This is a genomic window from Alphaproteobacteria bacterium LSUCC0684 (assembly GCA_041228335.1).
In the GTDB taxonomy this organism is placed as follows: Bacteria; Pseudomonadota; Alphaproteobacteria; order Puniceispirillales; family UBA1172.
This window is the reverse complement of the sequence record CP166130.1, coordinates 53,138-66,321: the sequence shown is the minus strand read 5'-3', so window position 1 is coordinate 66,321 and position 13,184 is coordinate 53,138. Positions and strand designations below refer to the sequence as shown.

At 57.1% G+C, this 13,184-nt stretch carries 13 protein-coding genes; 7 read left to right on the top strand and 6 right to left on the bottom strand.

Annotated features, from left to right (window positions below):
* Window positions 1-183 precede the first annotated feature (183 nt).
* A complete protein-coding gene (locus tag AB8880_00285) occupies window positions 184-1,173 on the top strand; it encodes a GlxA family transcriptional regulator (GenBank protein XDZ65866.1) in 990 nt (329 codons plus the stop codon).
* A gap of 5 nt (window positions 1,174-1,178) precedes the next feature.
* On the opposite strand, the gene AB8880_00280 is transcribed toward AB8880_00285, so the two are convergent.
* From AB8880_00280 to AB8880_00270, 3 genes are read right to left on the bottom strand one after another with little or no spacing between them, the layout of a single operon-like run.
* Window positions 1,179-1,592, bottom strand: a complete 414-nt coding sequence (locus AB8880_00280) for a SufE family protein (GenBank protein ID XDZ65865.1) — start codon at window positions 1,590-1,592, stop codon at window positions 1,179-1,181.
* A 33-nt stretch (window positions 1,593-1,625) separates the two neighbouring features.
* Window positions 1,626-3,725 carry a methylmalonyl-CoA mutase gene (gene scpA, locus AB8880_00275; GenBank protein XDZ67080.1) on the bottom strand — a complete coding sequence of 700 codons (2,100 nt, stop codon included), beginning with the start codon at window positions 3,723-3,725 and terminating at the stop codon, window positions 1,626-1,628.
* Between the two features lie 38 nt (window positions 3,726-3,763).
* Window positions 3,764-5,440, bottom strand: a complete 1,677-nt coding sequence (locus AB8880_00270) for a methylmalonyl-CoA mutase family protein (GenBank protein ID XDZ65864.1) — start codon at window positions 5,438-5,440, stop codon at window positions 3,764-3,766.
* A gap of 191 nt (window positions 5,441-5,631) precedes the next feature.
* Here AB8880_00270 and AB8880_00265 point away from each other — a divergent pair, with 191 nt between their 5' ends.
* The gene (locus AB8880_00265) at window positions 5,632-7,071 is read left to right on the top strand and encodes an ArnT family glycosyltransferase (GenBank protein ID XDZ65863.1); all 1,440 of its coding nucleotides are present in this window, start codon (window positions 5,632-5,634) and stop codon (window positions 7,069-7,071) included.
* On the opposite strand, the gene mntR is transcribed toward AB8880_00265, so the two are convergent.
* Window positions 7,068-7,523 (bottom strand): manganese-binding transcriptional regulator MntR, encoded by a 456-nt coding sequence (mntR, locus tag AB8880_00260; GenBank protein XDZ65862.1) that lies wholly within the window; start codon window positions 7,521-7,523, stop codon window positions 7,068-7,070. The two genes, AB8880_00265 and mntR, sit on opposite strands and share 4 nt — an antisense overlap.
* A 185-nt stretch (window positions 7,524-7,708) precedes the next feature.
* Between mntR and AB8880_00255 the strand changes: the two genes are divergently transcribed.
* From AB8880_00255 to pyrF, 3 genes are read left to right on the top strand one after another with little or no spacing between them, the layout of a single operon-like run.
* Complete coding sequence (locus AB8880_00255) at window positions 7,709-8,005, top strand: DUF1244 domain-containing protein (GenBank protein XDZ65861.1); 297 nt, start codon at window positions 7,709-7,711, stop codon at window positions 8,003-8,005.
* A 19-nt stretch (window positions 8,006-8,024) separates the two neighbouring features.
* Complete coding sequence (locus AB8880_00250; protein XDZ65860.1) at window positions 8,025-8,285, top strand: DUF2312 domain-containing protein; 261 nt, start codon at window positions 8,025-8,027, stop codon at window positions 8,283-8,285.
* Between the two features lie 7 nt (window positions 8,286-8,292).
* Window positions 8,293-9,207, top strand: a complete 915-nt coding sequence (gene pyrF / locus AB8880_00245) for an orotidine-5'-phosphate decarboxylase (GenBank protein ID XDZ65859.1) — start codon at window positions 8,293-8,295, stop codon at window positions 9,205-9,207.
* A gap of 74 nt (window positions 9,208-9,281) precedes the next feature.
* On the opposite strand, the gene AB8880_00240 is transcribed toward pyrF, so the two are convergent.
* Window positions 9,282-9,974 (bottom strand): DUF3047 domain-containing protein, encoded by a 693-nt coding sequence (locus AB8880_00240; protein XDZ65858.1) that lies wholly within the window; start codon window positions 9,972-9,974, stop codon window positions 9,282-9,284.
* A 245-nt stretch (window positions 9,975-10,219) separates the two neighbouring features.
* Here AB8880_00240 and AB8880_00235 point away from each other — a divergent pair, with 245 nt between their 5' ends.
* The gene (locus AB8880_00235; protein ID XDZ65857.1) at window positions 10,220-10,846 is read left to right on the top strand and encodes a cold-shock protein; all 627 of its coding nucleotides are present in this window, start codon (window positions 10,220-10,222) and stop codon (window positions 10,844-10,846) included.
* A gap of 187 nt (window positions 10,847-11,033) precedes the next feature.
* A complete protein-coding gene (locus AB8880_00230) occupies window positions 11,034-12,230 on the top strand; it encodes an MFS transporter (protein ID XDZ65856.1) in 1,197 nt (398 codons plus the stop codon).
* On the opposite strand, the gene trxB is transcribed toward AB8880_00230, so the two are convergent.
* Entirely contained in the window at window positions 12,231-13,175 is a 945-nt protein-coding gene (trxB, locus tag AB8880_00225) for a thioredoxin-disulfide reductase (protein XDZ65855.1), read from the bottom strand. It lies immediately after the preceding gene.
* Window positions 13,176-13,184: the final 9 nt, after the last annotated feature.

Here is a 13,184-nt window from a genome sequence, read left to right as displayed (position 1 = left end):
TTACCCTGTTGGAATTACCCTATCGGTCAGCGAAAAACCAGCGGACATCATATTTCCGCCGCTCCTCGCATGGCCATTATACGACATAACCTGATTAAATCGCGTCATTTCGAGTGACATTTTGCTGGATATATTCGTTAAATCTGGTTTATCGTGAAGTCGAAATTAAGGTAAACGCTGCCTATGGACGAAAACCGTATCCGAACTCTCTTGTCTTCAGGTGATGACAGCCAGGTTTTCCGCGTCGGCTTTCTTCTTGTGCCGAATTTTTCCATGCTTGCCTTTGCCTCGGCGATCGAGCCTTTGCGCTCCGCCAACCGGATGAGCGAAAAGCAGCTCTATGAATGGGTGATTGCCTCCGAGGATGGCATGCCCGTCATGGCCAGCAACAAGGTTGAAGTGACAGCCAATGGCAATCTGGAAGATCTTTCGAGTTGCCGGATGGTTTTTGCCTGCGGCGGCCTTGATGTCCAGAAACATGCCCGCAAGGAGGTGATCAACGCCCTCAGGCTCGTTGAACGTCGCGGCGCGGCCGTTGGGGCAATCTGCACGGGCACCTATCTTCTGGCGGTGGCAGGCCTGCTGGATGGCCGGCGCTGCACCATCCACTGGGAAAACCATGATGGACTTATCGAGGAATTTCCCGATATTGACGTCAGTTCGGACCTCTTTGAAATCGATGGCGATCGGGTCACCTGCTCAGGTGGTACCGCCTCGCTTGATATGATGCTTCATCTGATTGCCCAGGCCCATGGATCCAAACTCGCAACCCAGGTATCAGAGCAGTTCATCCATGACCGGATAAGAGATTCCCATGATCGCCAGCGGATGGAATTGAGATCACGTCTCGGCATCAGTCACCCGAAACTTCTGGCGGTGGTGGCGGAAATGGAATCCAATCTCGAGGACCCTCTGCCCCAGACGGAGATTGCCAGCCGGACAGCGCTTTCCACCCGGCAGCTTGAACGCCTGTTCCGAAAGTATCTCAATACCACGCCAACCCGGTACTATCTCAATCTCCGCATTGCGCGGGCACGGCATCTGTTGCGGCAGACCAGCATGTCGATCCTGTCGGTGGCGCTGGCCTGCGGATTTGTTTCCGCCTCGCATTTCTCGAAATGCTACCGTGAAACCTATGGCCGGACCCCGCGGGCGGAACGCTCCCTCGAATAGCCGGTTCAGGCAAGCTGGCGGCGGGCCGCATCCATAATCGCCGTCACCAGCGAAGCCAGCCCGTTCTTTCGGGTAGGGGAAAGATGCTCATCCAGCCCGATCTGATGAAGAAAATCAGGCTGGGTTGCGAGGATATCCTCCGGTTTCTGCCCGGAATAGACGCGCAGCATCAAGGCGATCAACCCCTGGACGATCGCCGCATCACTCCCCGCATGAAAGAGGAGAACAGGGGCATCGTATTCTGCCTTGAAATGCACCACCGACTGGCAGCCGCGAAGGCGGTTTTCTTCAATCTTGTGCCTGTCCTCTAGTGGTGGCAGCCGCCGCCCCAGATCAATCAGATGCTGGTAGCGATCCTCCCAGTCATCAAAGAAACTGAACTCATCCACAATTTCGGCGGCATGATCTGATGCATTCATGTGATGTAACCCCTGGCCTTGCCTAACTCTTATCTAGGCAACATTACGTCGTTTGCCAAGGATATCCATCAATTCAAGGGCCGCCGCCCCGATCATCGTCCCTGCCGGGAAAACCGCGGCCACGCCATGGGTTTCCAGCACGGCCACATCTCCCGGGGGAATGATGCCGCCGACCACCACATATATGTCTTCGGCCCCGCGAGCCTTGAGTGCCTCCTTCAGTTCGGGAACCTGCGTCAGGTGACCGGCAGCAAGTGAAGACAGACCGATGACATCAACCTCTTGTTCCATGGCAAGATCAGCCGCCTCTTCAGGTGTCTGGAAGAGCGGGCCCGTCACCACGTCAAATCCGGCATCGGCAAAGGCAGAGGCCACAACTTTCTGGCCGCGGTCATGGCCATCCTGCCCGAGTTTGGCAATCAGAATGCGCGGGGCACGGCCTTCGGTTTCGGTAAAGGCAGTGATCCGTTCGGCCAGGAGTTCAAGCTCATCCAGCCCTGCCATTTCCTTTTTCCAGACGCCGCGCACGCCTCTGATTTCAGCCACGTGACGATTGAATACCCGCTCCATGGCATCGGACATTTCGCCAACCGTTGCTCCGGCGCGGGCAGCGTCGATTGCCGCTTCAAGCAGATTGCGCTGGCCCATGGCCGCATCTGAAATCCCGCTCAACCGCGTTTCAACCAGCTGGCCATCGCGCTCTTTTTTCAGGCGGTTAAGCTTGGCCTTCTGCTGGGCGAGCACATCGGCGTTGTTGATGCGCAGGATCTCCACCTCTTCTTCCCCGTCCTTGAGATCCGGCGGGAAGATATTCACCCCGATGATCTTCTGCCTGCCGCTGTCGATATGTGCCTGAGTCCGGGTGGCGGCCTCCTCGATACGTTGCTTGGGCAGCCCTGCATCAATGGCCTTTGCCATACCGCCCAGCGCGTCAATTTCAGCAATATGCTCCTCGGCACGAGCCACGAGATCCCGGGTCAGCGTTTCAATGGCAGCACTGCCTCCCCATGGGTCAATGACATGGCGGGCATTGGCCTCACCTGCCAGATGCAACTGGGTATTGCGGGCGATACGGGCGGAAAAATCTGTTGGCAGACCAAGTGCCTCATCAAGGGCGTTGGTATGCAGGGACTGCGTCTGTCCACCAACCGCCGCACTCGCCTCGATCAGGGTTCGCACCACGTTGTTATAGACATCCTGTGCCGCCAGTGACCATCCCGAGGTCTGGCAATGGGTGCGGAGCATCAGCGCCTTGGGGTTGGTGAAACCGAAATGCTTGCCAAGAAGTTTCGACCAGAGCAGTCGTGCCGCCCTGAGTTTGGCGACCTCAATCAGATACGGCATGCCGATGGCAAAGAAAAACGACAGCCGCGGCACAAACCGCTCGGCATCAAGTCCTGCCGCAAGCCCGGTCCTTATATATTCAACCCCGTCGGCCAGCGTGTAGGCAAGTTCGAGATCTGCCGTCGCGCCGGCTTCCTGCATGTGATAGCCCGAAATCGAAATGGAATTGAATTTCGGCATTTCTCTTGCGGTATAGGCAAAGATATCAGAAACAATCCTGAGCGATGGGCGCGGTGGATAGATATAGGTATTGCGCACCATGAATTCTTTCAGGATATCATTCTGGATGGTCCCGGTGAGTTTTGCCGGCAACACGCCCTGTTCTTCGGCGGCCACCACATAGAGCGCCATCACCGGCAGAACCGCACCGTTCATTGTCATCGAGACACTCATCCGATCGAGCGGAATCCCCTGGAACAACTGACGCATGTCAAGAATGGAATCGATCGCCACCCCGGCCATGCCTACATCACCGGCAACCCTTGGGTTGTCGCTGTCATAGCCCCGGTGTGTCGCCAGATCAAACGCAACCGAAAGCCCCATCTGCCCGGCCGCAAGATTGCGGCGGTAAAAGGCATTGGATTCCGCGGCGGTCGAAAAGCCGGCATATTGCCGGATCGTCCAGGGGCGCGTTGCGTACATGGTCGGGTATGGGCCGCGGATAAATGGTGCCATTCCCGGCATGCCCGAAATATCCTCCGCCGACGGATCAACCGGATAGACCGGCGGGATGGCAATCCCTTCGGGTGAAATCATGGTCGTGCCATCGGCGCTGGCAGGATGGAGCATGCGTTGAAATTCGTGATGGCTGAAATCAGGAATACGGCTCATCTCTTGCCCCCGAGTGTTTTTTCAAGCAGCGCCAGTACATCACCTTTAAACGCACCTGCCTCAAGATGACGTGGTGGTACGGCCATGCCGCTGATCTGACGTGCGATCGCGGCGTCAACACCATCCGTGACGATGAGATCAGGGCTGGCCGCCGTAATGATCTTGATCGCCTCATCAGCGCTGGTCTTCATGGCAGTTGCATTGATCCCGATTGCCTGGAACCAGCGAGATGTTGCCCCGGCCCCCCTGGATTCGCCGAGATCAAGCAAGAGAACCCGCAACCCTTTACCCTCTGTTCTTGCGCGCAGTTCCTCCCATGGACCTGAAGGTCGGCAGGCACCCCCGCGCGGGCCAAACGATGTTGCGAGAACCTGTGCCGAGGATGCGCCCATGACCGGATGCAAGGTAACGCCGAGAAGAGATGACTTGCCGGAATTGACCTCTTGCTGGCGGCGGGATGAGGCTTCTTCAGCCCATCGGTCGATCTTGCCCCGGACAAGGCTTTCGGCAAGACCGCCCTCGCCCTCAATCTCCTGGAAGAGTGCCCAGGCTTTCGCACCCAGTTCCATGGTAAACCGGTCAAGGAAATAGGCTCCCGCGGCCGGGTCTGCGATCTGGCCCAGCCGCGCTTCATCACGCATCAGATGGTGGCTGTTGCGTGCCAGCCTGCGCCCTCTGGCGCTGCTTCCGGTCAGCCAGTCATGGGCAAGGCAGGTAATTATGCCAGCACCCCCAAGCACAAGCCCGAGCATGGCGGTGCCATTCCTAAGGATATTGGTGTCAGCATCAACCGTGGTGAGGTGCCGCGCGGAAGTTATCCCATGGACACGTTCCCCGAGACCCGGATCAGAAATGCCGCAAGCTTCCGCCACCTGCCGAAGACCCTGCCGCAACGCGCGGGTCTTGGCAATCGTCAGATAGATATCAGGTTCCGCCGCCAGCCGGAATTCCATCCGCCGGAAAAGCTCATCAAGGCTGCCACCTTGATCTTCACCTGCCCGCAGGATTGCGACTGTCCCGGCCAACACCGCCGCCAGTTCACCTGCCGCGGTAAGCCCAAGCTGATGATAGAGATCCCCCGCAACCGCAAAAGGACGGATACAAGGCAAGCCCGCGCCAGCCTCCTTCATCCAGTTCAGTGTTGATTTGAGCGCCTCCCCGGCCTCGGTTTTATCCATAATCCCTGAGGCCAGCATCGCCCATGGATCCGCGCCAAGAGACGCATTGGCGTCCTTTGGATCAACCCCGGCCTCCGCATATGCCGAGCATATGGCCGCCGTCGCCGCGCCGGTATCCGGGCCAGGTTCGATTGAAAACGACACGGCCCCGACCAGCACATCCCGGAGCGCCCCGGGCAGAAGGGAGATATCCATGTCGGAAGGAAATTCTATACGCTGGGCGCCGCCAGCAAGCTCGTCCAGCATGGCGGCATTCAGCGCCTTTTCACTGGCCTGAGGTTCTATCCGCTGGGCGATCATCCATTCCCGCGGCACGGCGACAGGCGCGCCTCCGTTTCGGGTTTGATGCCGGCTTGTGTAGAGAGCGTAAAGTGGAATGCCGTCTTCTGTACTCTTTTCAAGACTGGACAGAGACACACCACTTAGCGTTGCCTCCGCCAGGCGTTCCCAATCTTCGTATGTTGCCTTCGGGTGTTGTGAATAATCTTCTGGCATGAGAGTATCTATCCGTTAGATATTCATACCCGATAACCTCTATCCATGGCAAGGCAAAGGCCGGGGCATCCTGGCAGAAGGGCTGGCCGGAATTGCTCTGTTTCTCACGCCGCTTTCTTGCAGAGGCGGGGATTTGCTGGCAAGGTGGAACGGGATAAACCAGAGCTGGTTTAAAGAGGGTTCTTTCTGCCATGGGTGGGAACAAGGCGGTTGCAACAGTATTGCTGGTGATGACGGCGCTCCGGCTGATCGCGATTGCTATCACGCCCCTTGGCCTTGATGTGGAAGAAGCCCAGTACTGGCTCTGGAGTCAGACGCCGGATGGCGGGTATTTTTCCAAACCGCCGATGATTGCCTGGTGGATCGGGCTGACGACAGCAATTGCCGGGAATACCGAATTTGGTGTCCGGATGGCTGCCCCCTTCCTGCAACTGATCTCGGCCCTGCTGATCTGGCGTATTGCCGCCCGGGCCTATGATGCGCTGGCCGGAAAACTTGCCGCCCTGATCTGGATCAGCCTCCCCGCAAGCGCTATCGGCAGTGTCGTCATGTCCACCGACAGCCCGATGCTGCTTTTCCTGCTGGCGATGATTCTGGTCCTGACGCCACTCGCAAGGGGAGAACGGGTCAGCTGGATTGAGGCGGCTCTAGCCGGGATTTTTGGCGGCCTTGCCATGATGTCCAAATACGCGGCAATCTACCTGCCCATCGGCCTTGTCCTCTGGTGGTGCTGGCAGGGCAGGCTGGATCGCACCACAAACCCCCGGCATGTCCTGTTGTTCCTTGCCGGGATGATGGTCAGCCTCAGCCCAAATCTTATCTGGAATCTCAACCATGGATTTGTCACCGTCGGGCATCTCGGTCATAACGCCAATCTTGATGGGGGCGAATATTCCTTCCTCCGTGCCGTAAATTTTCTTCTATCGCAGGCCGGGGTTATCGGCCCGCTGATGATGTTATGCTGGGTGTTTTCCCTGATCAGCACAAATGGCAGCAAGCTTTCACGCTTCTGGATTGCGCTGAGCATTCCCGCCCTTGCGACAATCACCGTTCAGGCATTCATTTCTGATGCGAACGCCAATTGGGCGCTGGCATCCTGGCCCGGCGCCATTATCCTCACCTCCGGATGGCTGTCGGGAAACTGGCGGGGTTGGAGCCGGGCCTTCGGCCAGGCCGCCATCGGCGTCAATTTCATCCTCTGCGGTATTCTGCTGGCGGCGGTCATGGCCGGAAGCCTTGGCCCCCTGACCCCGGCATCTGATCCGTTACGACGTCTCCGGGGCTGGGATACGCATGTCACCGATCTTCAAAAGGTTCTTGAGCAATGGCCAGCCGAAGCCATTGTCACCGAGCGGCGCGGCGTTGCCGCAAAACTCTTCTGGGGGCTGCGTGATCAACATATTCCCGTCGAGTTGATCGACGTCAATGGTGTTCCCGACAACCATTATGAGCATCGCCATCCCTGGACGCCCACCCAAGGGCGCAAGGTCATTCTTGTAAATGAAACCAGCACAGCGGACAATCCCGCGCTGCGTATTGATCAGGCCCCAAGTCAGTCAAGCATCGAAATCAGCCAGCGACGTGAGCGGGTGCTCTATTTCCACCCAGCAGTTGAATCAGGAGAACACTAGGCCTTCACACCTTTTTTGATAACATTCCTGAAAGCATCCAGTGTCTCATGGCTCACATGGTGCTCAAGCCCTTCGGCATCGGCTTCGGCCGTTTCGGGGTCAACCCCGATGGCAATCAGAAAATCCCGGACAATTGCATGTCTTTTGGCGCAACGATCGGCAAGTTCGCGACCAGCATCGGTGAGAAAGATAGACCGGTAAGGTTGCGTTATCACCAGCCCTTCCCTCGCCAGTCGCTGAATGGTGGCGTTCACCGTCGGTGCCGTAACGCCGAAGCGCGCGGCCAGATCAACGGCGCGTGCTTCCCCGGTTTCCGCAATCAGATCCGCGATCATCTCAACGTAGTCTTCCGCCACCTCGCTCTGGTGGGCGCGCCGGATCCGTTCAAAACGGCTTGCACTCTCATATGCTCTTGCCTGCCAGTCGGTGATGGAATTTTCCGGGCTCGCCATGGAATTGTTCCTGCGCTGCGTGGGTGGTGAACCAGTTCAGGCAACTGGAACATATGCCGATTTTAAGTAAAGCAAAAAACTTAGGCAAGGCAAAAATCATTATAGGTCTTTATACTATCTTGAAGCGCCAGGGGTTGGCGTTATGATGACGACAGCATAATTCACCCAATCTGAGGGAACTGATCATGGACAAATCATCATCCCGGACCGAGCTTGAAGCCGCTGCTTTCCGCCGCCTGGTTTCACACCTCCAGGAACGGACCGATGTCCAGAATATCGATATGATGAATCTTGCCGGCTTCTGCCGGAACTGCCTTTCCCGCTGGTACAGGGAAGCCGCCGAGGAAGCAGGCCAATCCATCGATAATGACACGGCTCGCGAACTGATTTACGGCATGCCCTACGCGGAATGGAAAGACAGATACCAGACCGAGGCCACGCCAGAACAGATGGAAGCGCTCAAGCAGTCCCATAACCATTAACCTGACAGGGAATCTATCCATGCCGCCATCAGAACACCTGAGAACAGGGGCACCAGCCCCGGAAATGCTGCGCCAATATGTTGAGCGAATCGAACGTCTCGAAGAGGAAAAGGCGGGGCTTATGGCTGATATCCGTGATGTCTATGCCGAAGCCAAAGGGCATGGTCTTGATCCGAAGATCATGCGTCAGGTGATCAAGCTCCGCGCAATGGACAGAGACAGCCTGATGGAACAGGACGCTGTCCTTGAACTCTATCGCTCCGCCCTCGGCATTCTCTAGGAGAGCGATGATGGCAGACCTGCCGGATTTCGCCAGCCGCCTGACAGAACAGACCCGGGCACGGGGCAATCCTCTTTGCGCGGGCATCGACCCGCATCTTGACCTGATCCCGGCCCTGTTTCGACGTGGCGACATGTCCGACACCGCCCCGGCCACCGCCGAAAGCTTGCGTGATTTCTGCTTTGAGATACTGACCCGTCTTCACGGCAAGGTCCCGGTGATCAAGCCACAGGCCGCCATGTTTGAGCGCCTTGGCCCGGCGGGCATGTCCATTCTTGCTGATCTGTCGCGCGAAGCCATGGCACTGGGGATGCTGGTGATCATGGATGCCAAGCGCGGGGATATCGGCTCGACCTCTGCTGCCTATGCCAAAGGGTGGCTCGGCCATGCGGCAGGCTTTCCTTCCGATGCGCTGACCGTTAATCCGTTTCTCGGCCTTGATACATTAAAGCCGTTCATCGATGTGGCAGACAGCACCGCATCAGGGCTTTTCGTGCTGACCCGGACGAGTAACCCCGGCTCGGCTGATATCCAGGGCCTAGAAGCCCGCGACGGGCGCCCGGTCTTCCACCATCTTGCAGATGGTCTGCGGCCACTCATCGAAGCTCATGAGGGAAAATCCGGCTTCTCAAGCCTTGGTATCGTCGCCGGCGCAACATGGCCCGAAGAGGCCGCTACCCTGCGGCGCCTTTTACCTTCGGCCCTTTTTCTCGTTCCCGGCTTTGGTGCCCAGGGCGGCGGCCGCGAGGAAGCTTTGGCCGGGCTGGTTGAAGGGCCGGAAGGGCCGGAAGGCGGGATTGTCAATACATCCCGCGGGATTACTTTCCCGGCAGAAGCTGCCGAGGCCAGACAGCTGGCTGGCTGGCGTCAGGCCATCGACAAGGCGGTGGATGCCGCCATCCGCACGATTCGCGGCAACTGAACCTGTCTTTCGGCCAGTTCTTCAGGCCACTGGCTTTGCAGAACAAGCCTTTCATTTCAGGAAAAAAGAGCAGATCAACGCGGCTTGAAGACAAAGTTCCTCGCCGCCGCCTCGACTCTGACCCCGGTATCATCGCTGTCGGCCCCGATGGCAATATAGATCGGATCGGCAGGGGCAAAGCCGAACGCATCTTCGAAATCCCGGGCAATATCGACTTCCTCATCATACCAGCGGCCGGTTTCAGCCGAAGGGCGTTTACGGATGATCATCGCTCCGTATTTTCCGGTATAGGGATTTTCAAAGCGCTCCCCTTCTTCCGCGCCGCCGCCCCAGACATAGGTCAGCACACGACCTGGCGTATCCTTGCCCTTGAGCGCTTCAATCAGGGGGCGCTGAAGCTGCTCGGAAAAGCTGGCATCTTTCTTCTGCCAGGGAAAAGCGATGTAAAGCGCCAGCGTGCGATCGTCACCACCTTTACGGGTGGTATCGGTATCAACGCCCGGAAGATCACTCCGCCACTGCCAGCTGAGGACCGGATTGCGTCGTATATCTGTATCCAGCGTGAGAAATGCAACGGATACCGTACGGTCCGACAGCACATTCAGCCCGATGACCCGGCCATCCTCCATGATGGCTTCAAACCGGTTGGGTGTGGCCTCATCGAAGAGAATTTCATCCCACCCCGCGTCAAGCAACGCCTGATCAAGCTCCGCCGAAGCAGGACCTGCAGCCGCCATTACCCAAACAGCGACAAGAAGTCCAGCCATGCCGGAGAATAGTCTCAACAGGAGCATACGCAGATTCCCAAGCCCGAAAATTCAAGGTCAACCATAAGACCGCAAAGAATTTTTCACAATAATGATTATCATTAAGTGTTTATTAACATATTTCAAATACCATTAGTTTTATACGATTCGCACCATCCAAGGTGAAAATTTGCTTGCCGAAGTTTTACCTTGGATGGGCGTGAAGACATAAACGCAATGCGTATGGAAGATGAAAATCGATGGTAATGTCAGCAAAAAAGACCTCTTTTGAAGATGGCACGAAAAGATTTCAGGGAAAGGTGAAGTGGTTCAGCGAACGCCGCGGCTATGGATTCATAGAAGTGGATGGTGATGAAGTCTTCATCCATCGGTCGGCTCTTCTGGCCTTCGGGTTGTATCGCCTCCAGAACGAGGACTTGGTTACGGTAAGCCTGACAACGACCGAACGCGGGCAGATTGTGAACTGCCTCTTTGGTATTGAACGGCCTCCAATTCCGCCGCAACTCATCGCCGAGACACCCGATGAAGACGAAGAGATCGCCACCGTGAAGTTCTTTAACGATTCCAAAGGGTATGGTTTCATCATGATCGACGGCCATGATGAAGATATCTTCATCCACTCGCGCGTACTCGAGGATAATGGTCTTGCCATGCTGGATACCGGCCAGAAGATTCTGGTCAGGGTGGAAGCAGGAGACCGCGGGGAACAGGTTTCCACCATCCGTTTCTATGCTGAAGGCAATGATACCCATAGCGCAGATCTCTGCGCTGAGGAGATAAGCGGCAATGACCTGCTCAGACGCGACATGCAAGATGATATCGATGATGATGCCGATCTGGATATAATTGACCTTTCCGAGGAAACGTCTTGACCGTCACCCGGGGGATAAACACTTCGCCCGGAAAGACATTGGTGACAAGGCCAGCCAGGGGTGAAGCGAGTCCTGGCTTGGGATTGAAAAATATCAACTCACGAAGGTGCTCCCTGATACTCCTTTCGCTTGTTCTGCCCGCGCCCCTCGCCTAAAGTAATCCAGCTGTCAACCTGGATATTTTTTCATGAACAATCGCTGGCTTATCATCCTTTTCAGTGCATCCGCGCTGGTCACCATCAGCCTTGGCATCCGCCAGTCCATGGGTCTTTTTCTCGGCCCGGTCAGCCTTGAGATGGGGACCGGGCGCGAGGTTTTCTCCTTTGCCATTGCCATCCAGAACCTGCTCTGGGGGCTGTCGTCGCCTTTCTTCGGGATGCTTGCGGACAAGATTGGCGGCTGGCGGGTTGCCTCAATAGGGGGAATTCTCTACGCCGGCGGCCTTGCCATCATGACAGGACTTGTGACGCCTGCCGGTGTTGTGCTCGGGAATTTCATGATCGGCCTTGGCCTCGGGAGTGCTGGCATGGCCGTGGCGCTTGGGGCGGTCAGCCGGTCGGTTTCGGATGCCCGTCGTCCCCTTGCCCTTGGTATTGTGACGTCGCTCGGGTCTTTTGGCCAGTTTGCCCTCGTGCCGCTGACCCAGATCATGATCCTCGATTTCGGCTGGCAGGCCGCCATGCTCAGCATGTCAATGATAGCCGCGATGATGATTGCCATCGGCTACGGCCTGCGCGGCGCCGATGACAGCAATACCGCCATGGTGGCCGAAGCAACCATCGGGCGCACGATCCGGCACGCCTTCAGTTCACGTGACTATATCCTGCTGACAATGGGATTTTTTGTCTGCGGGTTGCATCTTGTGTTTATTGCAACTCACCTGCCGATCTATCTGCGAGATCATAACGTGGACCCGTCGATTGCCAGCTGGGCGTTGTCGCTGGTCGGCCTTTTCAATATTGCCGGGGCCCTGTTTTTCGGCTGGATTGGCGGCGTCACCTCCAAGAAAATTCCCCTCGCGCTCATCTATCTGGCCCGTACATTGATCATCGCCGTCTTTATCAGCCTGCCGGTCTCCGGAACATCTGCGCTGATCTTTGGCGCGGCGATGGGGTTTGTCTGGCTTGGTACGATCCCGCTGACGAGCGGGCTTATTGTGACATTCTTCGGGCCGCGTTATCTCGCCACGCTCTATGGATTTGTTTTTCTCTCGCATCAGCTCGGCTCGTTCATGGGCGCCTGGCTGGGTGGGAGACTTTACGATCTCTACGGCAATTATGAGATCATGTGGGTCATCAACCTGATTGCCGGGCTGGCCGCCTTCATCCTGCATATCCTGATCCGGGAGAAGCCCCTGCCCATGGCAGCGCCGGCGCGTCCGTGATCAGTGCTGCATTCCGAGCCAGCGTTCCGCGTCAAGGGCAGCCATACAGCCCATGCCCGCAGCAGTGACCGCCTGACGGTAGATCTTGTCAACGCAATCTCCTGCGGCAAAAATCCCTTCAACCGAGGTCCGCGTGCTGCCGGGATCAGCCTTGATATAGCCCTCGTCATCCATGTCGATGACCCCCTTGAAGGCCGTGGTGGCCGGATCATGCCCGATAGCAACAAACAGGCCGTCCGCGGCAAGCTCCATCACCTCTTCACCCGCGGTTGAACCGAGTTTGAGACCAGTGACCCCGCCACCCATGCCTGCATCGCCCAGCACTTCCTCCACAACCCTGTTCCAGAGAACAGTGATATTTTCCGTCCGCATGAGCCGTTCCTGCATGATCTGTTCCGCCCGAAGGCTGTCACGCCGATGCACAAGGGTGACATGACTGCAGATATTAGCAAGATAAAGCGCTTCTTCGACGGCGGTATTCCCGCCGCCAACCACGACGACTTTCTTGTCCCGGTAGAAGAAACCGTCGCAGGTAGCGCAGGCCGACACACCCCTTCCATTGAAGGTCGTCTCGCTTTCAAGCCCGAGCCAGCGCGCCTGGGCGCCCGTCGCGATGATCACGCTTTCCGCCCTGATCTCGGTCTCGCTGTCGCAATGGAGAACAAATGGGCGCGCCGATGCATCTATGCCGATAACAAGATCATATTCCACCCTGGCGCCGACATTTTCAGCCTGGGCCTGCATCTGCTGCATCAGCCACGGCCCCTGCACCACCTCGGCAAAACCGGGATAGTTTTCGACATCGGTGGTGATCGTCAACTGACCACCTGGCTGCAGGCCTGCGAGCACAAGGGGGTTCAGATTGGCGCGGGCCGCATAGATCGCCGCGGTAAGACCAGCCGCGCCGGTACCAATAATAACAACTTTTTCTGCACTCATAGACATCTTCTCCGG